The sequence below is a fragment of the Chengkuizengella marina genome, assembly GCF_009910845.1.
Taxonomy (GTDB): Bacteria; Bacillota; Bacilli; order Paenibacillales; family KCTC-33759; genus Chengkuizengella; species Chengkuizengella marina.
This window is the reverse complement of sequence record NZ_SIJB01000065.1, coordinates 1-24,969: the sequence shown is the minus strand read 5'-3', so window position 1 is coordinate 24,969 and position 24,969 is coordinate 1. Positions and strand designations below refer to the sequence as shown.

Below are 24,969 nucleotides of genomic sequence, written 5' to 3'. Positions count from 1 at the left end.
TTTCAAGTTTAATATTTCCCTCTATCAATGTGGAGATAACGTCTTTTTATTTTTCAGAATTTTTTGAATATTTTAATAACAAAAAAAACTCCTATCGGAGTTTTTCTGGAAGATGTAGACGAATGGATGTTATTTAAGATCCATTCGTCTACACTATCACTTTCTGAAATTCCACTCGTCATTCCCATATTTCTCTTTTACCAATTTATCAACAAGTTCTAATTCATATGAAGTTAATTGACCATCTTCAAGATCTATGCCTAACCCTTTAGAGATGCCTTCTTTAAAAGCGGTATTTACATCTGATAGGCTTACGGGTTCTAAAAATAAATCACGTCTTAAATCATTAATTGCCACTGCTTTTTTTACAAAAGATTGCTTTAATCGTTCTTTCACTTTAGTGTTAGAATATTGAAGTAAATCAAATAATAAATCAATGTCCATATCTAACAAAATAGATCCATGTTGTAATACAACACCCTTTTGTCTTGTTTGAGCACTCCCCGCAATTTTACGTCCTTCAACAACGAGCTCATACCATGAAGGAGAATCAAAACATGCAGAAGAACTTGCTGCTTCATACTTTTGCTTTTCCTCTTCAGTGGCTAAGTTCACCATCTCAGCCTTTAAATCAAGTGATTGAAAACCAAACAACAAACCTTGGCTAAGTACACGATAAGCCTCATTTACTGTTTTAGGTAGACCTGGATAATCCTCTGAAACAATCATGCTGTAAGTTAATTCTTGATCATGTAAAACAGCTCTCCCCCCTGTTTGACGTCGGACAAAGCCTATACCCCTTTCTTTAGCGGCATCTAAATCTATTTCCTCTGACTTCTGAAAATAACCTATTGATAAAGTGGCCGGTTCCCACTCATAAAATCGTAAAGTGGGAGGAACCTTTCCTTCACTGTGTGCTAGTAAAATGGCTTCATCTATTGCCATGTTCTCTGCTGATGAATACACATCTGATTGAATAAAACGCCATTTATTCTTCATGTTCATGATCCTCTCTTATCTAAATATAATACGTTACATCACTTTTGTAGGTCCTTTTTGATTATATCAAACTCAAAATCTCAAAAATAGTTATGAAAGTCTTCGAATTGGTGCATACTAAGAAAACTCTGTGACATTGTATAACTGTTAAAGGTAAAACCATTTCATATTACATTAAAAGTCAAGTTAAAGAGTACTAATACTAGGAGGTGCGCAAGTTGAATTCAAAAGATCAAAAGAAACACATTCATACATTAAATGAACACCTTCAGATTCATTTTGACCAATCTTGGGTAGGGGAAATAGAAAGTCGCTTTGAATCTAACGGTCCCTGGGATGATTGGACTTTATACCAACTTGCATACGAATCAGAGAATACGAAGCTAGTTAAAGATTTTGATGAATTGCAATGTCTGAATCAACTCTCAAATTTAGAACCTATGCCTCATCAAATATCAACTGCCAAAAAAGTACTTACTGGGATGAGAGGTAGAGCCATTTTAGCTGATGAAGTTGGACTTGGTAAAACAATTGAAGCAGGATTGATTTTAAAAGAGTACTTAATCCGAAATCTTGTCAAAAAAGTGCTCATTCTTGTTCCGGCGTCTCTAGTATTGCAGTGGGTTAGAGAATTAAATCAAAAATTTAATATTCCTGCAGTTGCACAAAAAAAAGCTTACATGTGGGATCAATATGATATTATTGTTGCTTCAGTAGATACTGCTAAACGCAATCCACATCGAGATATCGTATTGGACAAAGAGTATGACATGTTAATCGTTGATGAAGCACACAAGTTAAAAAATAAAAAAACCACAAACTATCAGTTTATTAATTCCGTAAAGAAAAAATATTGCTTATTACTTACAGCAACCCCAATCCAAAATGATCTTAAGGAATTATACAACTTAATCACAATTTTAAAACCAGGTCAACTTGGTGGTGACAGTCAATTTAAAACAAACTATGTCGTGGATAAAAGAATTCCTAAAAATGAAAATCAACTAAAAGACGAGTTATCTAACATTATGATTCGAAATCGAAGAAGTGATGGTCATCTTGATCTTACCAAGAGAAATGTTAAAAACATTCCTCTTACATTGTCTGATGAGGAATTTGATTTATATCAATCGGTGACTGATTTCGTTAGAAAAAGAGCTCAGGAAAGCGAAGGAATTAGTCATTTATTCTCTTTAATCACATTACAACGTGAAGTATGCAGCAGTAGAGATGCAGTTTTCATTACCCTTGTTAATTTATTCAAAAAAACAAGCGAAGACTCACCTGTACGTGCAATGATTTGGGAACTTGTAGATAAAATCAAAAAAATAAATAGCCATACAAAAGCTAAAAATAGCCTTGATCTTATTCAACAGATTAATGATAAGGTCATTATTTTTACAGAATATAGAGCTACACAAGAATATTTATTAAAGTTTCTAAAAGAACATCAAATTATTGCCGTTCCATATAGAGGTGGAATGAATCGTGGGAAAAAAGACTGGATGATGGATTTATTTCGCAAAAGAGCTCAGGTGATGGTTGCCACAGAAGCTGGTGGTGAAGGGATTAACCTCCAATTTTGCAATCATGTCATTAATTATGATTTGCCATGGAACCCTATGCGTGTTGAACAAAGAATCGGAAGAGTCCATAGACTAGGTCAAAAAAACGATGTGCATATTTACAATTTATCTACAAAAGGAACAATAGAAGAGCATATTTTACACTTATTGCATGAAAAAATAAACCTATTTGAATCTGTCATTGGAGGACTTGATCTCATATTAGAACGTTTAGAGAAAAAATCATCCATTGAGAAGAATCTATATAAAATTATATTAGAATCACAGGATGAAGGTGAAATACGTACTAAATTAAATCGTTTAGGAGATTCCTTCACCAAAGTGAAAGGTGAAATTTACAATCATCAAATCATAGACCATCCTGAAACTGAGGTGAATCCATGAATAAACAACAAGTAGATCAGTTTGTCATGCGATATTTAGAATCCAAACAATGTCATATCATTGAAAAGGGGTCTGATCATGTCGTTGTTCAACTATCTCCTGAAGCAGATAGAGAGCTGACTAATCGACATTATTATTGGAATTTTGTTGAAAGAACAGGGGCTTCTCCAGAAACAATGAGATTAACGTTTGTTTTTGATATGGAGAAGTATGAGCAAGCCAAAGCTAAAAATAAAGAAAAAGAAAACAAAATGAATACAGATACCATCCTAGGGCGATACTTAGGTATCACACCTCTTGCTGGTCCACAAAGAACGATTCAACAGGATATGACTTTTGGGAGTATAAAATTAGAGCAGTTATTCCAAGTTGTCCAACAAAAAGGGAAATATATAAACTTATATGAAGTTCCTAGTGAAACCTCTGTTTCAGAATCAACTGCTTATATGTCCTGGTTAGGAGTAAACTTCAAAGTCGAATTCACAAGTGATCTAAAACGATCGGAAATTCACTCTCTTGGCATTTGCTTATCAACAGGGGAAATCCAAACTGATTTTCATCATACTGCCTTGCAAATGAAATTAACAACAAAAATGCCGCCAAACACTCATATTCGACCTACAATTTCTTTAGAGAGAGCCGTTTCTGAATTACAAAAATATATTATTCAGAAAGTAAAAGTTGTTGATCAAAAGTGGGCGTTAGATGCACACGATCGTTTAAATGAGGAGATTTTAAGAATACAAACTTATTATAAAGACTTAATCGCTGCTGCTGAAGAAGAAGATAAACAGGAAGTAGAGGGTTTATTTGAAAATCGTTTACAGGAAATTAAAAGGCAGTACGAACCTAAAATACAAGTATCTGTCATCAACTGCGGTTTTTTTTCCCTTTTGTGTGATGACCATTAAATCATTCTTTATGATCTTTTGTTTTCTTACAAAAAAACATAAAAAAAGTGCTTATTAAACAGACACAGAGTTACAAACTTTTTTGTATAAAACTTATAAAATAAATGGACAAGCATTTTTTTTCAAAATAAATAAAATGGCTGGTGAAACGATGATCAAATCTATTCGATTATGTATAATTCTTGTTTTACTATTATGTTTTATGATCAACATGAATCATTCTATGATTAGTTACGCTACAACGAATCCAAGTGTAAAAGCACAAAAAACATTTGAACAAAATATCAACACTTGGATTAATAATTTAAAAAAACAGCAAGGTTTCCATGAATGGGATCATGCATATTGGAAAAGTTATGCATTAGGACCCGGTACACATAACCGCTTGGTCATTGTATTAAATAAAAAAAGCAAACAGGAAATTGGTTACCTTGTCGTTGGAGCTGACTCAAAAGGAAATTATAAATTAGTTGAATATGGTGCCGGAGAATATCCATTATTTAGTTTAAACACATTACAAACGACATTTGATGTCACCTATCTTAAAGACTTAAACATTCCAGATATAAAAGATTTGGATCAGTTCGCAGAACGAATCTATCCAAATGCACTTGAAGCGATATGGAAAGTAAACATTGACCCTTATACTTTTTATATCGATGCAAAGTCAGGTGAAATCTATCCTATTGATTCTGAATCGATCAATAAAACACCTAGAGAAATAAACTACACTTTGTATGCAGGTAATACATCCTTTATACAACATAGTTTAGAAAAAAAAATCTTTGATCCGTTTGAAAAATTAAAATGGGTTTCTAATGATCCACAACCAGTAAATAGTTACGAAGATTTTCAAAAAACATTACATAATCATGAGGAAGTTACATATACCGAAAAACTGTTTGACCAAGCTATTCGAATGCCATTAGCCGTTATTGGATATCATCAGTGGGATGAAGGTCAACTTTATATTGCCTTGGAACAAAATGGAGTGAGATACATACATTTTATGTCCCTTTATCCTTATGGGCAGTTCTTTTAAATAACATGTCCATTGCCATAGGAAGCATACCAAACCATTTTGTTTTCCAGGTTTCTTTGTATTGTACTTCTTGATGTTTATCCCGAAGCTCCTTAGGTGTACTCATATACGTGACCACTTTCTCAGTGATTTCTTTCAATAAATCTTCACCAGAGTTTTTCGCCATTTCAATTTTCTCCTTTCAGGTTAGTTATAACCATTTGGCTCATTATTATTATTGTACCCAGAAATGGAGAAAAATAATTGTTTCAAGCTGATTGATGATTGTTTGGAATCGATTTTTTTACTTTCTTTAAAGTTTGCAATTGAATAATAAATGTATCCAACTGTTGACTAACCGCGATGACATTATCGTCTACAAAATCTCCTTTATTTTTGATTAAAACGGTAAGTTGTTGTCGTAATTCTTCAATTTTTTTATTTAATTGTTTTTCATGCATCTATCATTCTACTCCTATTCTCAAAAAGTGACTGAATCTATTATATAATAAATGACATGTAGAAAAATGGAGAAAATTGTCGTTTGTGTTAAATTTTTTTTATTTTTTTTCTTGTTATATTTTTGAGATAAATTCGAAAAAAAGACACACAACATTTCATGAGAAACTATTTTTTTAACTTTATATTTAGTACTATGAAGTGGATGCCACTTCTAAAGGAGGGAATTCATTTGATAGGTACTATGATCTTAGCTATCATCATGACAATCATCATGACAATATTATTAATTTATGTAACAAATAAAGCGTATTCTAAAAAGTGGGAAAAAGATGACCATGATCCTATTTAAGTTTTATGGCTCCAAGCATATTCTTTCCTCTTTATAAGGTTGATATATATATTCTCTTGATAACTTAACAACCTTTCTATTCCGTTTACGTACCATTACAACCTCAGAGTCCCATGCGACAATATTTCCTTTAACATCATTTTTTTCATCATTGTCACGAATCACTCTAATTAAAATACCACTGATACGATATTCATTTAATGTTTCATCATTTATCATACTTAGTTACTCCTATATTTCCGACTTCGTGAAAATAAACTGGTCTTGAATAAAAAATAATACTCCATTTTTAAAAAAGGTCTAAATGGATTCATTTAGACCTTTTTTATCACTATTTATATATTGAGTTATGTTCTTTTGATATGAGTTAACCAACGTGTTTCTTAGAATCGTTTTTCTCGAACCATTCGTCCAATACTTTACTTGACATAACGCGTTCTTCAATGTACTCAACCTGCTGTTTTGTAAAATGGCTTCTCCAATCAAATGATAAGTCTTCACAAAGACCTACAATTGTCAATAGTTCTGACCAAGCAACGTATCTTTTATACCAGAAAAATTGAGGATGTTCAATCATATAGGGATACAAATCATCAAATTCGGTATGTTTACAGTCAAGAGCACGCTCAAAGTGTGTTTTAGCCCCTAATAACTTTTCCACAAAATACGCTAATAAATCATTTTCTTTCCCCATAACGTTTTGCCTCCCCTCACTAATCTTATCATTATTATAAATGAAAAAAGTGAGATAGGAAAGGTGTAAAAAAATGAAAATTCTTCATTTTTTGATTACTCCAGTCCAATTTCCCCATTCTCTAAAGAGATGATTTTGACCAAAGATTCCACTCTTATATCCTGCTCACGAATATCTTTAGCCCCAGTTTGGAAAGCTTTTTCCACAACAATTCCAGCGCCTGCAAGATGTGCACCAGAATTTTGAATGATGTTTATAAGTCCCTTTAATGCATCCCCATTGGCAATAATGTCATCAATAATTAAAATTCGATCTTCTGATTGAATAAATTCACTTGACACTACGATGTCCGTAACAATTCCCTTAGTAAACGATGGAACACGTTCACAATAATAATCATCTGACATTAATGGTTTTTTTCTACGGGCAAATATCAATGGTATTTCCAGTTCAAGAGCAGTTGCATAAGCAATGGAAATGCCAGAGGATTCAATGGTAAGTACTTTTGTTACCCCTTGATCTTTAAATCTTGTTGCAAACTCTCTACCTAATTGTTGAATTAATTTAGGATCTACTTGATGGTTTAAAATTGAGTCTAAATTTAATACTTGATGAGAAACAATTTTACCCTCACTTAAAATTCGTTGTTTTAAATCATCCAATATCCAACCCTCCATTTCAATGCTACCGATGTTTTACACCATTTTATCATATTCCATTCATTTTATTTAAAATCATCAAATATTTCTGTGATATTTTTCATTTTTCTCATTTGTTGCTCCATTAATATCTTCTTCGGTTTGACAAAACCATCTCGAAAATAGTATTTTCTTTGTTCAGATTTGAGCTGCTGTTTCACATATTTTCGAAAAGGGAAGTTTGTATAACGATTTGGATTGTAATTAATCCACCCTTTAAGTTGAGGATATTCGTATATTTTCCCTTCAAAAATTAATTCCAATGGCTCTACATTTCTAAAATCATCCGGGGTCACCAGAGCGCTTTTTTTATGAAATAAATCAACACCACTTCGTTTCAATATTTCAGATACAAATTGAGAACAGAAATAAGATCCGGGTACTTCTAACGATTTATTAAACGGAATTCCAAATAATCCGATTAAATTATATAAGTATTTCTCACTATTCTTTTCGAACATAGAAATGTATCTTAGCAGTTTATTATAATGTTCTCCACTTAAATTTAATTTATAGATGGCACATGTTGTTTCTGGATACCAACTAAAGGTTCCTTTAATAAAATCCTCTTGTATAAAACCACCATAAAACGGATTGTCAGGTTGCTTTCTTCCAAAGCTGTAGACTTTTTTTAGATTCATATCCAAAGAAAGTGAAGCATGATTATAAGGTGCATTTGTCACTGATTTAATCGCTTTAGTAAACATCGTACCTGTATTCGTTAATAAAATATATATGGTATTCATTCATCCGCTTCCTTTCAACATATATCCTGTCAGATGCTTCTATTATACTACTTGTACACATAAGATTAATTATACAATTTGGTACGAGAGGCGGGAACAGTTTTAATGGAACAATATAAAAAAATCATTCAAATTGCCTTTACATATATGGGAACAATTGTTGGAGCAGGTTTTGCAACTGGACAAGAAATACTAACCTTTTTCACCCAATTTGGTTCCATTGCAACATTAACTATTTTAATTACAAGTATCATGTTTGTTTGGCTTGGCACAAAAATTATGATATTTGCTCATGATATCGGTGCTGAATCCTATGAAGATCTCAATAAATTGTTATTTGGTGAACGCTTTGGTAGGTGGATTAGTTTTTTAATGTTAGTCATTTTGTTTGCAATTACCTCCGTCATGTTAGCTGGAGGCGGTTCTATCTTTTACGAACATTTCCATATTTCCTATCAAATCGGTTTGTTTTTTACTATTCTTCTCGCCTATTTTGTACTTTTAAAAGGCATTAACGCCATCTTAATTGTAAATTCCATCGTAGTACCATTAATTTTATTATTCACGATGATCATCATTATTACAACGATTCAATCCCCCAATGCAGGAAATTGGATTTTTCGATCAACAGAACCAAATATGTTAAGAGTATGGCTCTCACCATTTTTATATATCGGTTTTAACCTATCACTTGCCCAAGCGGTCTTAGTTCCTTTAGGGTCAAAAATAAGAGACAAAAAAGTAGTGTATTGGGGAGGTATCTTAGGAGGCATTGGTATTGGTGTAATGCTTCTAGCAGGACATTTTGCCTTATCTGCTCAGATGCCAGGCATTACTCAATTTCAAATTCCGATGGGAATGCTCATCGTTGATTTAGGAAGAGCGATTCAGTTTTTATTTCTGATCATTATATATGCTGAAATCTTCACCACTTTGATTGCAAACATCTATGGATTAACACTACAAATTAGACAAAGAACTTCTCTACATCATCAAGCCATCATCATCTCCATATTAATTTTTGGTTATTTTATAAGTCAGATTGGGTTCAGCACTTTATTATCTACCTTATACCCTCTGTTTGGATTCCTTAGTTTAGGTTGGTTGTGGATGATGATGAGAACAAAACCTTCTAAGGTTAGTTGAAATCAAATGTAGATGATGAAATTTAAAAAAACCTTGAATGAGTGTTACCTACTCAATCAAGGTTTTTATTGGGGAAGTACCTTTTGATTATCAGAAAAACCTCATGGTGCATCCCTATCTTGTCTTTAAGTCATTCCATAATATTAGAAAATTGAAGAGTTCCCTCCGCCCTTCAATTTTCTAAGAATTTCACATCCCCCTTATGAAATCATATTATCTTATTATCCCTCAAAAAATTAATAATACTTCACCACCATAGTGCAAACATATTGACAACAATGTAACTACAAATCCTTTATTTTATCCTATTTTGTTTTAAAATTAAATTTATTATAAATCAGTCAAATTATACTAAAATATAACTGTTGTTCACTATTTTGGCTAAATTAAACATACTTTCTGATAAACTTTCAAAAATTTCTCATCATACTAAAATTCCTTATAAGGAGATGATTGCAAAATATGGTTGAAGATAACGTCGACATATTTTTCTTTATTTTAGATGACATGTTAGAAGAAGAGAACCTCTCTCTCATTACCAAAGTCACTAAGAAAGCCCTTCAATCTTCTGTAGAAAATAGCTTAGAATTGGTAGAAAAGCTTTATGATTGGATCCCAATCATTGAAAAACCTTCTATTAAGTTAGCCCTATATCAAGTCATTATTAACTACTCTCGAGAAAACGGAATCATGACTTATCTCGCTAAAGGTTTATTACAATCTTATTTAATTGAACGAGATGATTTCACCAAATTTCGATCTACATATGCATCAGGTAAAGGTGTTTTGTTATTTGAGGATTTCCTTACGGATGAAGAACGAGGTTTGATGTATTATAAATTGGGGGTTCACGCTTATTATTTATCTTTATTTGAAGAGGGTTTAGATTTGTGTAAAAAAGCATTGGTTGCAGGTATTACTGAGAATAGAATGTATGCAAATACTATTTATGGTATATGCAATTGTTATTATTATTTAGGTAATTATATACAAGCAAAAGAATACTTGGAACAATATAAAAAATTCTCATTACCAGAAGTGAAAGACAATGCAGAATTAACAGAAGCGAGGTTACATTCTGCAAATGGCAATACTTATCTGGCAATTTCAATTCTTCAAGAGAAACTAAAACAATGTGGGGATTTTACCTTACCGCACGTTGTGAACTTATTAATAACTCTATATCTACAGATTAAAAATATATCAGCAATCAAAGAGATTATCGAATTGGATAAAAAAATAACTTCCAAATCATATGTTACACCTGTAAAAAAGGCTGAATCAGCTCACTATTCCAAACTTAAGGGGGACTATTATATTCTAACTGAAAGAGTAGAACAAGGTTTAAATTCATATTTTAAAGCAGCTGCTGGATATGCCAAGATTGACTTTATTTCCAAAGAAAATGAATGTCTTAGATTTATTCAGGGTACAAAAGCTATTAACAGGTTAAAAGGTCAGTCAAGTACATTTATTAAAGATTACTATACTCTCAATCTTATTACACCTCTAAAAAATGTTAATACCTTGATTGAAGATACAACTCAACATCAGGAAAGTCTCAATGGGGATATGGAAGATTTAATATATTTAGGATATGGTACATATTTTCATACATATCAGCTTTGGATTCAGGATGATGATTCTAAAAGAAATTTATCCAACAGAGAATATGAGTTATTAAACCTTCTTATTAAAAATGAAGGAAAAATAATTACAAAAAAACAAATTATTTCATTAATATGGAATGATGCAGCAGATGAAGGAAGTGTAAGTGTTTTGATCACAAGATTAAGAAAAAAGCTAGGTAAAGCATCAACTTCTATTCAAGGTAGAAAACAAGGTGGATATATTTTCAAAGGGTCTTAATAAAATGTATAATTCCTGTTCAATAAATTTGATCCTTACTAAAAATTTATAATCAAGGAGATGATAACACAATATGATTGAAGATAAAGCAGACGTTTTGTTCGCTATTTTTAATGAGGTACTACAAGAAGAAAGTCTCCCTCTCATTACCAAAGTGGCTATGAAAATCCTCCAAACTCCTGTAGAAAATAGCCAAGAATTAGTAGAGAAGTTTTATGAAAGGATAGTAGCTATTGAGAAACCTTCTATTAGGTTAGCTCTTTATCAGGTCATTATTGATTACTCACGAGAACATGGAATCATGCCTTATCTCGCTAAAGGTTTGTTACAAACTTATCTGATTGAACGAGAAGATTTCACCAAACTTCGATCTACATATACTTCAGGCAAAGGTGTTTTGTCTTATGATGAGTTCCTAACAACTGAAGAACGAGGTGTGATGTATTATAAATTAGGAGTTCACGCTTACTACTTGTCTTTATTTGAAGAGGGATTAGATTTGTGTAAAAAAGCATTGATTGCAGGCATAGCTGAGACAAGAATGCATGCAAATACTATTTATTGTATATGTAATTGTTATTACCACTTAGAAAATTATATACAAGCAAAAGAATACTTGGAACAATATAAAGAATTCTCTTTATCAGAAGTGAAAGACAATATAAAATTAACAGAATCAAGATTACATTCTGTGAATGGTAGTCATTATCGGGCTGTTTCACTCCTACAAGATTCCCTACCATATTGTGGAAACTTTACCTTGCTACATGTTGTGAACCGTTTAATCACCTTATATTTACAAATGAAAAATCTATCAGCAATAAGAGAACTAATCCAACTGGAAGGAAAACTGTTAACTATTCCTTATGTTACTCCATTTAAAAAAGCTAGATTAGCTCAATATTTCAAGCTCAAAGGGGAATATTATATTCTAACTGAAAGAGTAGAAGAAGGTTTAAAATCATTTTTAGAGGCAGCGGCTGGATATGCCAAGGTTGATCTTCCCTCTAAAGAAAGCGAATGTTTTAGAATTATTCGGGGTACTGAAGCAATTAACAGATTAAGAGATCAGTCTAGTACATTTCTAAAAGATTCTTTTACTATCAACCTGATCTCACCACTTAAAAATGTCAATGCCTTATTTGAAAATTCAAATCAACATCAAGTAAGTCTTAATGGTCATTCTGAAGATTTAATACATTTAGGAAATGGTACATATTTTCATACACGTGAACTTTGGGTTCAACTTGAGGATACTAAAAAAAATCTATCCAATAGAGAATATGAGTTATTGAACCTTTTTATTAAAAATGAAGGAGAAATAATTACAAAAAAACAAATTATTTCATTAATATGGAATGATACAGCAGATGAGGGAAGTGTTAGTGTTTTGATCACACGATTAAGGAAAAAGCTAGGTAAAGCAGCTAAAACGATTCAAGGTAGAAAACAAGGTGGATATATTTTTAAAAAGTCAGAATAGTTAAATTAATAAAGATCATTAGTAAAAATAAACCTGTTGAATGCAAACAACAGGTTACTCATAGATCTTTGAAAAAAATCCCAAAATTCATTCATGTTCAAATAGAATATTATGATAAGTGAGTCAGAGAATAAAATATTTCATTATGAAAATATTAAGGACTGAAAACATAATTGATCGTAACTTAATGTTTTCTTTTCTTGTCTAAATATAACTCCATTATTCTCAGACCATCACTTTTGGTTGCATACCCACCCCCTGTGAAATTATTATATCTCATAGGAATGATGGTAAGTAAGAATTGCAATAACGAACAAACCATGATTTGTTTAAGAGAATAATTTAATATATACATATTTGATGTCATGTCTAATAATTTATAACAGGTTAAACTTAAAACAATTGAAAAGATTGGTCCTGATAAATAAAATATGATTTTGTAATTTAAATTTTTAAAGTGTTCAACATAAGTAATTCCAGACCAACCACTGAATGGGTAAATCATAACTTTAATTCTACCTAAAGTCATATTTAAAGATCTAGTTCCTTTTCCTAATTTTATGTTTATTTCTTTGTTTGTATTAAATAAGGCAACGAAGGCATGTCCAAGTTCATGAATGAATGTTGCAATAGGGGCATACACAGTAATAATTAGAATAAAAGTTACTAGTACCTTCAAAAGATCATCCATAAATTATTTTCATCTCTTCCATTTTATTTGACCAAAAATCATAAATTTCATGCCACATTGTATTTTCTAATGATGAAATACTCGATATGATCCCTTTTAATTCAATATAATATGAAGTATCTGATTTTCTACTGACTAAAAAGAAATACCTCATTTTTTTGTATAATTTCTCCAACTCCATTATCACTTTAATAATATCATTCAAACCTAGATTAAAAACCTCTTGTATCTCTAGTAAATATCTGTGATACAATTTTTTAGAATTCTCTGAGTGTAAACTGAAACTAAATAAAAGTAAGATGTTCCTATCCTATCTGATTCACATAAACTACTATTTCAAAAGTATTTTTTTATAATTTAAAAAGTGGTATGATAAAACTATCTTTCTAGTTATAGTTCTTATAAACTATTTCGTTTGTAGGAGATAATCCCTTTATCAAAATTGATTCAATTTCGTTACTACTATAAAATAACTTATATCCTCTGTATTCAATATAACTTATATCTTCTTCTTTCAAATCTTTTACCAATATTTTATCAATATTTTTATTTATGATGACTCCCGTAAAAATAGAATTTACACCAGGATCTTCAAAGTAAGCCCAATAAACATCTCTATAAACTGTATTGCTTTCAATATTCTTTAAATTACAAATGATACTAGTAGATACTAATTTCCTTCCATCGAACAAAAAATAATGTAAATTTCCAATTAAATCAGAAATGAGATATAATCTTATATTTGTATCAAGATTAATTTTTGTTTGACTGTTTGATATTAAAGGGGAATTTCCACCAGTATTTCTTTTCATCATATATAAATCATCTACCATCTGATGTCTAATGAATAAAACAATAAATATAATAACAAGCCCAAATATAAGTATTTTTTTTATTTTATTCATGTAAATTTAACACCTCCAAGTAAATAATTAAATAAAATCACACACTACAATATTTTACCATATTATTAATTATATACAAATCAACATATATTCTAGAGTATTATGTTAATTATTTAAAATGCATGACTCAAAAAATATACTAATTATTTTTTAATGCAGTGAAACTAAATTCCAAAAAACAACAAAAAGAATTGGTCAGAATTGAGTTATTCATCACTCAGACTGAACCAATTCAATCCTTTTAGTTAGTATAAAGCTGAAAATAAATCTCTCAGATATTATTTATGGTATAATGAAACTATCGGAATAACCATCGTCCCATGAATTATTAGTAGTTGTAAATGAAACACCATTAGGATATGAAATACCGTTTATGGTTGTACTACTCCATGTATGTCCAAATATAGCTTTGAAGCCTAATTCTTTTCCAGACATATCACTATCAACAAAAGAAAAATAATACCAACCTAATTGTCTATAATTATTATAATCTTTCCAATTTGCAAAAACAGAACCTCCCCCTTCTAAATAAAGTTCATCTTGATATTTCCAAGCATATCCTCGAGCATCAGGAATGTTAGATGCTTTGTTTGACCAATCTATTGATTCTGAATTATCTTCATAATGAATTGTATGGAATTCTCGATTGTAAGTATTAATATCTTCATGCATAGAATAAAGTCCATATCCATCATAACCACCTAAGTCTTTCCAACCATTCCCATAACCACTGGTATATGGGCTTTTATCCTCTTTCCAATCATCGTTTGTAAAGTTACCTGCAGAATGTAGTAGATATTTTCCAACACTTTCATCATAAAACAATTGTAATTCAGTTATTCTATAATCAGCAGCTGAAGATTCTAGGATACTTACACTATCCTTCTTTTTTACTTTCTTAATTTTTTTTAGTCCATAATCTTCATGACTTTCTGTTAACTTTGCAACCGCATTACTAGCATTTTCAATTTCTATATCTAAATTTAGTAAATCTAAGCTGTTTTTATTTTTTTCTTTACTCATCTTCTCTTTCTTATCTTTCAACTTATCTAATTTTGCTTTCTCTTTTTCAATTTTCAAAAAGTAATCTCTAATTTCATCTGATCTTTCGTTAAGTAGTTGTTGCTCTTCTTCCGATAATTTCCCATTGTTAATTGACTTGTTTGTCTGTGCATTAACAACGGATGACATCATAAGTACAAACAATATGAAAACAATACTAAACTTTTTCATTTAAATCATCTCCTAGCTATCTTATTTTAGTTACCTTGTAAATAAATTTTTTTACCCATAATTTCATTTTCTTCAACCAACTTCCAAACAACTTTTTATTTAGTCAATCTTATAAATTCACAATCCCCCTTCCAAAAATCATTTTATCTCTTTATTCCCCAAAAAATTAATAATACTTCACCACCATAGTGCAAACATATTAACAACAATATAATTACAAACTTGTTTCTCTAAAGGTCGAATGTATATTGAAATTTTTTCAATCCAATGATATGCTATTAAATAACAAATACTTACAAGAAATTACTTTATATTTGTTTTTTCTACATAATTTAACCTATCAAGGTTTTCCTTTAAATTATATGTTTACTAGGAAAGGGTGGAAATGAATGATTACCACCAAAGAAAGTTCATCATTGGGGGAACTCATTCGACATTATCGAAAACAGGCAGAAATGACATTAGTACAATTAGAACAATTAACTAATGTAGATAAAGCTAGCATATCTAGAATAGAATCAGGACAAGTTAAACGTCCTACCTTGGTAACGATTCAAAAAATTGGTTTTGTATTAAACATTCCTTATGAAAAAATGATCGAGAGATATATAGAGATCGAAGAGAGAGCTGAAGTTTTATTCGCTATTTTAAAGAAATTAATTTACCTAGAAAAAAATTATATTATTACAAAAGTAGCTATGAAAGCCCTTCAATCACCTTTTGAAGACAGCGTAGATTTAATAGAAAAGCTCTATGATACAGTAACAAAAATTGATGAGCCTTCTATTAAACTTGCTCTTTATCAAGTAATTATTGATTACTCACGAGCACATGGAATCATGCCTTATATCGCCAAAGCTTTATTGCAAACCTATTTGATTGAACGAGATGATTTCACAAAACTTCGCTCAACGTATGCATCTGGCAAAGGTCTATTGTTTTTTGAGGATTTCCTTACAAGTGAAGAGCAAGGTTTGATGTACTATAAATTATCAGTTCATGCTTACAATTTATGTTTATTTAAAGAAAGTTTAGATATGGGTAAAAAAGCATTACATGGAACTATTTGTGATACTAGAATGAAGGCTAACACGATTTTTTCTATATGTAATAGTTACTACCACTTAGGTGATTATAAACAAACAAAAGAATATTTGGCTAAATATAAGAAATTCTCACTCCCGGAAGTCAAAGACAATGTAAATGGGATAGAAGCAATGTTACATTTAGCTAATGGAAGTCATCAACTAGCTATATCATTACTTCAAGAGAACCTTCGAGATTGTGGGGATAATGCTTTGTTGCATGTTGTAAATCTTTTATTCACGCTACACTTGAAGACCAATAATCTATCGATAATTGATGAGTTAATTCAACTAGAAGAAAAAATATTCTCTATTACATATGTTACACCAATTAAAAAGTCTGGATTAGCTCGCTATTTCAGACTTAAAGGAGATTACTACATCCTAACGGAAAGAACAGAGGAAGGGATTAATTGTTATTTGGAAGCAGCATCAGGATACGCCAAGGTAGACCATATTGCCGAAGAAAGTGAATGTTTAAGGCTAATTATGAACATACATACACAAAACAAAGAAGCTATGGATGTTTTTTCAACTATTAAGAAACTAGAAACTTATCATGATTACAAAGTGAAGACTTTAAATTAATCAAAGAGAGGAGGAATAAAAATGAAATTCATCAAGTCATTAATAATCATTGCTCTTCTTTTATCAGGTATCATGCCTGTAGAAACTTTATTTGAATTTGATCCAGGTTGGTAGTAACGAAAGACTTACAATAATAAATTACATAAAAAATAGAAATAAAAATAAAGATAGATCAATGCAAGAAACATATAACTCTATAGTTTATGTTTCTTTTTTTTGACAGAATATATTTTCAATGCTCATTCCCCCAAATTAAGATAAAAAGTTTGCTTATTTTCACTTAAATTTTTCCAATTTTGTTTAAAAATTTTATTTAAAGTAATTTAGTCAAATTATTTTAAAATAAAATTATGATTAAACTGAAAAGGAATGTGAAAATAATGAAAAATGTACAAGTAAGTAAATTTTCTATACACGTATGTGAAATCCCTATGATTGTTATATCTCAAAATCCTAATGATCATCCATTAAAATACGTCGCTAGACTCTATGATCGTAATGAACCTTCACCCTTTGTGTATATTAAGGATACCTTATCAGAAGTTCGTGATGCGGTTCCAAAACAATTAAATAGATTAGAATCCCAACATGATATTCATCCTACTGTGATCGAAACTTGGTCATAAACTTTGTAAACATTTCAGATTACTATATAATGGAATAAAAACAATCTGAGGTGGATGATATGCCAAGGATAGCAGCGATTACAGGTGGAGCACAAGGTATTGGAAGAGCACTAGCCATTTCATTTGCAAAAGAAGGATACTATATTTCTATTGCGGATACAAACAAAGAAGCGGGAATTGAAGTTATAAAATTTATTCAACAATTAGGCGGAAAAGCGATGTTTGTTCCTACTGATATGGCGAATGAGAAAGATATTATAAAGTGGGTAAACCTAACTATAGAAGATATGGGTGTACCAGATGTTCTCATGAATAACGCTGGAATTGAAAAAAACAGTCCAGTATTAGAATGTTCATTGAATGATTTTGATCGAGTATTATCCGTAAATTTACGAGGCACTTTTTATTGTTCACAACAGTTTGCTAAACGTATGATACATAAACAAAACACATCCATTATTAATATTTCCTCAACACGAGCTCTGATGTCAGAGAAAAATACAGAAGCTTATTCAGCATCAAAAGGTGGAATTTTGGCATTAACACATGCTATGGCGGTCAGTTTGGGGGAATACGGCATTCGAGTCAATGCCATTAGTCCAGGCTGGATTGAAACTCGTGATTGGTTATTTTCAAAGGATGCTGAAGAACCTTTTCACACAGAAAAAGATAAACTGCAACATCCTGTAGGCAGAGTTGGAAAACCAGAGGACATTGCAGCCGCATGTTTGTTCCTTGCGGAAGATAAATCAGGTTTTATTACTGGACAAAACCTAGTCATTGACGGCGGTATGACGATCAAAATGATTTATGCATGATTTAAATGTATATTCTGAATCTGAGAAAACATATCATTCATTTCTACACGAATATGTTCATGACATGTGAACAGGATGAGTTGATGATGGTTGGAAATTTCATTTAAAACCGACAAGGTAGATTTCAGTCTATCCCCATCAAAATTTACAAATATATCATCCATGATTAATGGAAGAGTTACTTTTTTCCCAAATTCATGTGCAAGAGCAAAACGCATTGCTAAATATAATAACTCTGCTGTGCCTCTGCTCAAATAAGAGGTTTCTAACTGTGCTCCGTTTTCTCTTTCCACAATCATTCGTTTTTCACCAAAAGGGACCATTACTCTTCGAAAAGCTCCATACGTCATTTTTTCAAAGTAAGATGATGCTTTCATTAATACTTCTGGCTGACGTTCTTGTTCATACTTTGCCTTTGCCTTTTTAATTAAATGGAATGCAAACGAATGAACAGCCCACTGATCCGAAAGTTCTCTCACCTTTGTTAATTCTCCTTCATAAGCAAGTAGATGTTCAGCGTGATTCATATCCGATTCCAATTTTTCAAGTTGATGACTTGTTCTTCCTTTTTGGTCTCTTAATTCAGCTAGACGAGTTTGCATTTCTGAGAGTTGAGCGGATAATTCATCTTTTGTTTCCGTCATCGTCTCTGCTGCATGATTTTGCTTTAAATCTAACTCCAACTTTTGCAGCTGCTCTTCTCCTACCCAATTTTGAAGAGAAAATTGAGCGCTTCGTAATTCTTGCTCAAGGTTATTCCTCTGATTGTGAGTATATATATTTGATAAAAACGACTCTTCATCAGAAGCTTGGGCTTCGTTCCATAAAAGAAATATTTTATCATCTATTTGCTTTAAAGTATCTCGAAGTCTATCAATTTCATCAGTCACTTCCTCATATTGCACTAAAACATTTTTCTTCTCATTATTTTTCTCTACTTGTAATTTTGCTTCTATCCTCATTTGTCTTAAAGCTTGTCCAATGCCGTATCCTTGTTCATAAGGAACAAATGCATTTACTTTACTTTCAAAGTTTTCAAAAACTTCTTCCATACGTTTTATTTTTGCTTCATTTTTTTCTATATTTGTAAGTACATTCATCGCTTGATCCACTTGTTGAAATATTTCTAAAACAGATTCAGGTGATAGATCCTCAGCTAATTCAACTTGAGATAACCAATGTTTCCATTTTTGTAAAAGAAGTTTGATTTCATGTTCTTTCTGATCGAGTAAATCCTTTTTTTCCAAACTTGTATTTTTTAATAAGTGTATACCACTCATTAAATGTTCAATTTCTGCTTCAGTCTGTTTAATTTGAATATCATTTTGTTCTACTTCTTTACTTTGTTGCTCTAATATCATTAAAAGCCCATTTAAATTTACCTCATCTTCAGTGGTTAAATTTCGTCCTAAATTAGAGGATTCTAATGAAATGGCAACTTCTTTTTGTGCTGAGAAATTCATTTGATATTGGTTGCACAATTGTTTTGTTTTTGAGTATAACTTCTCTTTATGACTCATTTCCTGTTGAATTTCGTTTAAGGATTTTTGATTTTTATTTATAGACTCATTTAATTTATGATTTGATTTGCTATTTTTAGAAATATAATAAAATACACCTTGAATACTTAATATACTAAAAAAACTAATCCAGGCAAAAATTTTCATATCGTTTATATATAAAAGAGGTGGAATAATGATATTTAAACTGAGCAAAATCCAAAGTAAACTTTTATTTTTTCCATCTTTATTCATTATTTTTAACAAATCTATGTTTTCCAGCAAATCCGTTTTTCTTGTTTTTAATAAATGAAGCTCTTTTTCCAAAAGTTGAAGTTTGTTCATTTCCATCTTTAATTCAGCAATCATTGTATGCAACTGATGGGAATTATTCATGTTCATTTCAGCTAAGATTTGATGATTCTTTTTTAACAGTGGGGCAATGAATACTTTCATTTTTTCTATTAACTGCTTGTCCGTTTCCATCTTTCCAGTTAACTGCTCAAACTCAACCTTTAACTTTTCTTTTTCTGTCTGATATTCTTGTAATAACGATTTATAATGCAGGACTTTTTCTCTAACTGCTACAGAAGTTGAAAAAGATCTCAGTTGATTTGCGGTCCAGCTTTCATTAATGTTTCTCAAACTGTTGTGTAATCTTTCATTCAATTGTTCATTTTCAATTTTCAATTCATACGTTAAGGATTTGTCATTTTCGTACGTTCCCAATTGTTCATTTAACAAATCTAATTGAGGTAATGAATTTATCAATACTTTATTCGGATTTAATTTTTGAATCTCTTCGTGTAAGTTTCTTTTTTTTGAAAGTAAACGATTTAAGTCTCTTTTTAAGTTTTCTTGAACTTCCACAAGTTTTTCATAGCGAATTTTTGCATCCACTGGAAAGTGCTGAAATTTAGGTAATCGATCTAATTCCTCAATAATCTCTTGCTCTCTAATCCATAACTCTCTAACTTTTAGACAAATGTTAAGCCACTTTAGTTGATCTTGTGTTTCTTTTATAAAAAGTTCTACGGATTGGATTTCATCATGAATCTGAATTAAAGTTTGTTGATAGGCATTGTACTTTTCAATGTCTCCCCTATTTTCTCTTAATTTGTGATCTATTGTTTCCAACGATTTTAATTGTTGGATGATTAGCTGATTTTTACCACGAGGTTTAAATAAGCTATCCATTACCCCGATCAGTTTCTTTTCTGCTTCCATTATCCGATTTGCATGTATACCCATACCTGAATGAAATAAATAACTGCTCATTTCTTCTGATTGTAAGGTGCTCATCTCTTGCAGTTCAGATAAACTAAAGGCAAATAAATCAAGAAATAACTGTTTTGAAATCCCACCTAGACGCTGCTGCATTTCTTGTTCAGTTAATATAGTTCCATGACTAGTGTAAATGGTATCTTTCTTTCCATGAAATCTTTCAATTCTAATGTTTTCTCCAGAATCATCCTCAAGTTGTATGTGTCCGCCATGTAATCCTCCAGTTACAGGTTCGTACCTTTGTTGTAAATGGACTCTAGTAGGAAAACCAAATAACATATTCCGAATAAAACCCATCGTTGTACTTTTCCCTGCCTCATTAGGACCATAAAATAAAGTAACCGGTTGATTGAATTCAAAATGACGTTGATTAAATATACCAAAGCCATCCATCTGTAGTTGGTTGATTCTCATGATTTCACCTCTTCTAGCAATAGATAAAGAACGAGTTCTTCTGCTCTCTTTAACCATTCTGTTCTCTGCTGTTCGGAATCCATCTCTCTAAGATATTTTCCTGCTTTCAGATGTGACTTCATAGAAAACAAAGCTTCTTCTTTAAAATCTTGAAGCTCTTTTGAATCATTTAATAGATGTTGAGAAATACGTAATAAGTCACCTAAATAGTGTGAATCATCCATATATTGATCTCTTGAAATTTCAGGACTTGTATTTACTTTAAAACTTTCAATCCATACAAAAAATTGATCACTTTTTAACGATTCTATCGTGTATTCCTGATACTCTAACAATAATTCTTTTATATTTATATTCTCATTTAAAAAATGATGTAATGGACCATGACCTTCAAATGTAAACCGAACAATAGTTGGTTTATATTCTTTATCCTCTTCCAAAATCTTCAGTTGCTTATCAATTATATTTTTAAGGTCCTGCTCATTTTTTAAATCCGTAATCTTTATTTTATGATGAATCCAACGAACTGCCTCTAATGAGACAAAGGTTAAACGTGTTGCCTTCGTCTCATCCACATCTATAATATAACATCCTCTTTCACCTAACTCTCGAACACTTCTACCCTGTATATTACCTGGATACACAATATGTGGGTTTTCATGTACGATTTGTCTTGAATGAATATGTCCTAATGCCCAATAATTCACCGCTAATTGTAAAAGATCCTCTTTTTGTGAAGGTGCATAATTATCATGATTAGGGTTACCATCTAAATTTGTATGTAATAAGGCAATATTATATTGATTCACGTCTGTTATATTAAATTTTTTTGTTAGATTGCTGGTTACAGATTTAGTAGGATAAGAAATTCCATAAATATGAGCTATTTCTTGTCCATTTGTGTCATAGGCAGGTATCATTTCAACTTGATTGGATGGGAAAAAATGTATATGATCTGGCCATTGTAAATCTGCTCTGCTGCCATCTTCTGGATCATGGTTGCCATGAATAATAAAAACTTGAATGTTGTATTCCCCTAACTTCAACATCTCTTTTTGAAAACGAATTTGTGCACGTAATGAGCGGTCTGCCAAATCAAATATATCCCCACTCAAAACGATAAATTGAACTTTTTCTCTAATTGCCAAATCTACCATAGCTTGAAGTGCGATAAAAGTAGAGTTTTTAATATATGATGTGATTTCCTCAGAAGGAATGTTCATATACCCTTTGAAGGGACTGTCCAAATGTAAATCTGCTGCATGTATAAATCGAAATGACTTCAAATGAATCCCTCGCCTCCTAATCTTCTTAATTCACATGTTTTAGATAAATGGTTTTTAGCTGATCAATCACTCTAGTGATAGAATATTCTGTTTTCGCTTTTTCCCACGCATTTTTAGCAAGTTTATTTCGAAAATTAGGTGAGGTAACTAATTCTTCTAGTGCATTTGTTAATGAGAGTACATCATCCACAGGTACCAATAAACCATTTTTACCATGATCAATTTGCTCTGCAATTCCTCCAATATTTGTTCCAACTAGGGCAAGCTGTGATAAAGCTGCCTCTGCAAACACTGATCCGAAAGCTTCTGCTCTTGAAGGGAGAACAAAGATATCATAAAAAGGGATAAACTCCTCAGGGTGAAGCATATAACCGTAAAAAATAATCTCTTCATACACATCCATTTCCTTTGCCATAATCTCCAAATCTTTTCTAATCGGTCCATCTCCAATGATATGCAGGACAAATGAATGACCTCTTTTTTTCAACTGAACACAAGCCTCTAATAGAATATCCAACCCTTTGGCAGGAACTAAGCGACATAATGAAATGATTTGCGGTATGTTATTATCATGGGTAATTGGACGAAAACGGTCAAAATCATAACCATTATATATAACCTCAATCCAATCCTTATTTTCAACAAATGTTGATAAATAGTTTTTAAACGATTTAGAGACCGTAATCATACCATCTAAATGGGATTCTAATTCACGGTAAATGGAGGTAAAAAATTGATGCTCTGAACTATCTTGAGAAATTTTATGGTTTAACAAAAGTTCTTTTTCATAACTTGAATGAATGGTTATAATTACGGGGGTTTGAGGAAAACATTTTTTCATCACTAATCCTGCTATAGGATGATGTGCGTGAATCAAATCGTAGGATTCTTGAAGCCTCAACTTAGTCCACCACATATAATCTTTCAGAGTCTGTATATACTTATCTACAATTACACTACCCTCATGTTTTTTCCAATCAAATGTGGTAAATTCCACATCATCGATTCCTTTATTTCGAATTCGTTTTGGTAAATAAAAAATCTCCATATTCCAATCTAATTTATTAAAGTTTTCTTGAATGTATGGAACCATAGATGAAACCCCACCAGGTTGCTCTGGAGGAAAAAACATCGCTTGTAATATTTTCATACTTGATCCTCCCACTAAGCTTTCTCTATCTGTTGTTCAAAAATGTTCAAAAAAACTAAATCCCCTTACTGAACATCCTCTAATATTATATTACAAAAAATTGTATACTGTTCTCGATTTCTATATCTACTTTGTTATTTTAACATAAATTTAGAATATATGTTCCTACAAAGTTGGTTTTACCTTTACATTTATTCTTAAATCATCTAAGATAATGAAAAGGTTACTTAGAAAGCGTTTACAACATTTCGTAAACCAAGGAGGCTGTTTTTATATGTTATTTGAATCCAAATACAGAAGACAAGCATTATCCTCACTTAAAGAAGAAAACAAACAGTTACAGCAACATTTTCTTCAAAACCTAAGTAATAATCATAATAAAATGAATGTACTATCTAAGTTAAAACAATTTATCATGGTGATAAAAAATAGGAAAAGTGAAATCAAATTGTAAAGCGTGAATTTTCTTTGACTATATCTTGTAATATATGGTATACGGGACTGAAATTAGATATAATTACGTTATCAAATGATAAAGGTGACAACAAATATGTTTAATAAAATCATGTTAGCGATTGATGGTTCAGAACATGCTAAACGTGCAGCAGATTCAGCTATTGATTTAATCAAAGAACTTTCTAATGCTACAATTACAATATTTCATGTGGCATCAAAAGCTCCATCGAGAGCTAAATTAATTCATTCAAACTTTGATGTACAAGCCATTTTAAAAGAAGAAGCACATCATATTTTACATTCTGTAGAGAAAAAATTTAAAAATGAACAGGTGGAATATTTGTTTGAAGTGGCTTTAGGAGAAGCTCCTACTGAAATTGTAGAAAGAGCAAATAAAGGAAATTTTGACCTAATTATCATTGGAAGCAGAGGTTTAAATTCTCTTGGTGAAATGTTTTTGGGAAGTGTGAGCCATCAAGTAGCACATGATGCCCATTGTCCAGTGATGATCGTGAAATAGTCCGTATTTTATCTTATGAATAAAAAAACAACCAGACTCCAAGAAGTGAACTGCCCCCTGTCAAGT

The 24,969-nt window shown here is 31.3% G+C and carries 24 protein-coding genes; 11 read left to right on the top strand and 13 right to left on the bottom strand.

Going from position 1 to position 24,969, the window contains the following annotated elements; translation table 11 throughout:
* Positions 1–156 precede the first annotated feature (156 nt).
* Complete coding sequence (locus tag ERL59_RS20085; protein WP_407925748.1) at positions 157–999, bottom strand: lipoate--protein ligase family protein; 843 nt, start codon at positions 997–999, stop codon at positions 157–159.
* 218 nt (positions 1,000–1,217) lie between these two features.
* On the opposite strand from ERL59_RS20085, the gene ERL59_RS20080 reads away from it, so the two are divergent.
* The 3 genes from ERL59_RS20080 (at position 1,218) to ERL59_RS20070 (ending at position 4,922) form a co-directional block, all read left to right on the top strand.
* The gene (locus ERL59_RS20080; RefSeq protein WP_160648018.1) at positions 1,218–2,969 is read left to right on the top strand and encodes a DEAD/DEAH box helicase; all 1,752 of its coding nucleotides are present in this window, start codon (positions 1,218–1,220) and stop codon (positions 2,967–2,969) included.
* On the top strand, positions 2,966–3,880 hold the full coding sequence (locus ERL59_RS20075) for a YqhG family protein (protein WP_160648017.1): 915 nt from the start codon (positions 2,966–2,968) through the stop codon (positions 3,878–3,880). Before ERL59_RS20080 ends, ERL59_RS20075 begins: the two co-directional genes overlap by 4 nt.
* A gap of 82 nt (positions 3,881–3,962) precedes the next feature.
* A complete protein-coding gene (locus ERL59_RS20070; RefSeq protein WP_160648016.1) occupies positions 3,963–4,922 on the top strand; it encodes a hypothetical protein in 960 nt (319 codons plus the stop codon).
* Here the strand turns inward: ERL59_RS20070 and ERL59_RS20065 are convergent.
* The 6 genes from ERL59_RS20065 to ERL59_RS20035 all read right to left on the bottom strand — a co-directional run bounded on the left by ERL59_RS20065 (position 4,888) and on the right by ERL59_RS20035 (position 7,850).
* On the bottom strand, positions 4,888–5,088 hold the full coding sequence (locus tag ERL59_RS20065) for a YqzE family protein (protein WP_160648015.1): 201 nt from the start codon (positions 5,086–5,088) through the stop codon (positions 4,888–4,890). The two genes, ERL59_RS20070 and ERL59_RS20065, sit on opposite strands and share 35 nt — an antisense overlap.
* 82 nt (positions 5,089–5,170) lie before the next feature.
* Complete coding sequence (locus ERL59_RS20060) at positions 5,171–5,362, bottom strand: aspartyl-phosphate phosphatase Spo0E family protein (RefSeq protein ID WP_160648014.1); 192 nt, start codon at positions 5,360–5,362, stop codon at positions 5,171–5,173.
* Positions 5,363–5,715: 353 nt separating this feature from the next.
* Positions 5,716–5,931: a hypothetical protein gene (locus ERL59_RS20050; protein ID WP_160648012.1), complete on the bottom strand. Its 216-nt coding sequence runs from the start codon at positions 5,929–5,931 to the stop codon at positions 5,716–5,718.
* Positions 5,932–6,079: 148 nt separating this feature from the next.
* Entirely contained in the window at positions 6,080–6,406 is a 327-nt protein-coding gene (locus ERL59_RS20045; RefSeq protein ID WP_160648011.1) for a hypothetical protein, read from the bottom strand.
* Positions 6,407–6,501: 95 nt separating this feature from the next.
* Positions 6,502–7,068, bottom strand: coding sequence for a xanthine phosphoribosyltransferase (locus ERL59_RS20040; RefSeq protein ID WP_160648010.1), 567 nt, complete (start codon positions 7,066–7,068; stop codon positions 6,502–6,504).
* Positions 7,069–7,130: 62 nt separating this feature from the next.
* On the bottom strand, positions 7,131–7,850 hold the full coding sequence (locus ERL59_RS20035; RefSeq protein ID WP_328699992.1) for a hypothetical protein: 720 nt from the start codon (positions 7,848–7,850) through the stop codon (positions 7,131–7,133).
* 105 nt (positions 7,851–7,955) lie between these two features.
* On the opposite strand from ERL59_RS20035, the gene ERL59_RS20030 reads away from it, so the two are divergent.
* The 3 genes from ERL59_RS20030 (at position 7,956) to ERL59_RS20020 (ending at position 12,348) form a co-directional block, all read left to right on the top strand.
* The gene (locus ERL59_RS20030; protein ID WP_160648009.1) at positions 7,956–8,996 is read left to right on the top strand and encodes a YkvI family membrane protein; all 1,041 of its coding nucleotides are present in this window, start codon (positions 7,956–7,958) and stop codon (positions 8,994–8,996) included.
* A 462-nt stretch (positions 8,997–9,458) separates the two neighbouring features.
* The gene (locus ERL59_RS20025) at positions 9,459–10,865 is read left to right on the top strand and encodes a winged helix-turn-helix domain-containing protein (protein WP_160648008.1); all 1,407 of its coding nucleotides are present in this window, start codon (positions 9,459–9,461) and stop codon (positions 10,863–10,865) included.
* A gap of 73 nt (positions 10,866–10,938) precedes the next feature.
* The gene (locus ERL59_RS20020) at positions 10,939–12,348 is read left to right on the top strand and encodes a winged helix-turn-helix domain-containing protein (RefSeq protein ID WP_160648007.1); all 1,410 of its coding nucleotides are present in this window, start codon (positions 10,939–10,941) and stop codon (positions 12,346–12,348) included.
* 184 nt (positions 12,349–12,532) lie between these two features.
* Here the strand turns inward: ERL59_RS20020 and ERL59_RS20015 are convergent, their stop codons facing one another.
* The 3 genes from ERL59_RS20015 to ERL59_RS20005 form a co-directional block, all read right to left on the bottom strand.
* Positions 12,533–13,027, bottom strand: coding sequence for a site-2 protease family protein (locus tag ERL59_RS20015; RefSeq protein WP_160648006.1), 495 nt, complete (start codon positions 13,025–13,027; stop codon positions 12,533–12,535).
* A 398-nt stretch (positions 13,028–13,425) separates the two neighbouring features.
* Positions 13,426–13,944, bottom strand: a complete 519-nt coding sequence (locus ERL59_RS20010; protein ID WP_160648005.1) for a hypothetical protein — start codon at positions 13,942–13,944, stop codon at positions 13,426–13,428.
* 282 nt (positions 13,945–14,226) lie between these two features.
* On the bottom strand, positions 14,227–15,177 hold the full coding sequence (locus ERL59_RS20005; RefSeq protein WP_160648004.1) for a hypothetical protein: 951 nt from the start codon (positions 15,175–15,177) through the stop codon (positions 14,227–14,229).
* A 389-nt stretch (positions 15,178–15,566) separates the two neighbouring features.
* Between ERL59_RS20005 and ERL59_RS20000 the strand changes: the two genes are divergently transcribed.
* From ERL59_RS20000 to ERL59_RS19990, 3 genes are all read left to right on the top strand, one after another.
* Positions 15,567–16,850 (top strand): helix-turn-helix domain-containing protein, encoded by a 1,284-nt coding sequence (locus ERL59_RS20000; protein WP_160648003.1) that lies wholly within the window; start codon positions 15,567–15,569, stop codon positions 16,848–16,850.
* A 380-nt stretch (positions 16,851–17,230) separates the two neighbouring features.
* The gene (locus tag ERL59_RS19995; RefSeq protein ID WP_160648002.1) at positions 17,231–17,476 is read left to right on the top strand and encodes a hypothetical protein; all 246 of its coding nucleotides are present in this window, start codon (positions 17,231–17,233) and stop codon (positions 17,474–17,476) included.
* Positions 17,477–17,535: 59 nt separating this feature from the next.
* Positions 17,536–18,294: an SDR family NAD(P)-dependent oxidoreductase gene (locus ERL59_RS19990; RefSeq protein ID WP_160648001.1), complete on the top strand. Its 759-nt coding sequence runs from the start codon at positions 17,536–17,538 to the stop codon at positions 18,292–18,294.
* Here ERL59_RS19990 and ERL59_RS19985 read toward each other — a convergent pair.
* Genes ERL59_RS19985 through ERL59_RS19975 form a run of 3 tightly spaced genes read right to left on the bottom strand, consistent with a single transcriptional unit; the run spans position 18,285 to position 23,927 of the window.
* The gene (locus tag ERL59_RS19985) at positions 18,285–21,548 is read right to left on the bottom strand and encodes an AAA family ATPase (RefSeq protein WP_160648000.1); all 3,264 of its coding nucleotides are present in this window, start codon (positions 21,546–21,548) and stop codon (positions 18,285–18,287) included. The two genes, ERL59_RS19990 and ERL59_RS19985, sit on opposite strands and share 10 nt — an antisense overlap.
* Complete coding sequence (locus tag ERL59_RS19980) at positions 21,488–22,777, bottom strand: metallophosphoesterase family protein (RefSeq protein ID WP_160647999.1); 1,290 nt, start codon at positions 22,775–22,777, stop codon at positions 21,488–21,490. Before ERL59_RS19980 ends, ERL59_RS19985 begins: the two co-directional genes overlap by 61 nt.
* A 25-nt stretch (positions 22,778–22,802) precedes the next feature.
* On the bottom strand, positions 22,803–23,927 hold the full coding sequence (locus ERL59_RS19975; protein ID WP_160647998.1) for a glycosyltransferase family 4 protein: 1,125 nt from the start codon (positions 23,925–23,927) through the stop codon (positions 22,803–22,805).
* A gap of 274 nt (positions 23,928–24,201) precedes the next feature.
* Between ERL59_RS19975 and ERL59_RS19970 the strand changes: the two genes are divergently transcribed.
* Positions 24,202–24,381: a hypothetical protein gene (locus tag ERL59_RS19970; RefSeq protein ID WP_160647997.1), complete on the top strand. Its 180-nt coding sequence runs from the start codon at positions 24,202–24,204 to the stop codon at positions 24,379–24,381.
* Between the two features lie 96 nt (positions 24,382–24,477).
* Positions 24,478–24,903, top strand: a complete 426-nt coding sequence (locus ERL59_RS19965) for a universal stress protein (protein WP_160647996.1) — start codon at positions 24,478–24,480, stop codon at positions 24,901–24,903.
* Positions 24,904–24,969 lie beyond the last annotated feature (66 nt).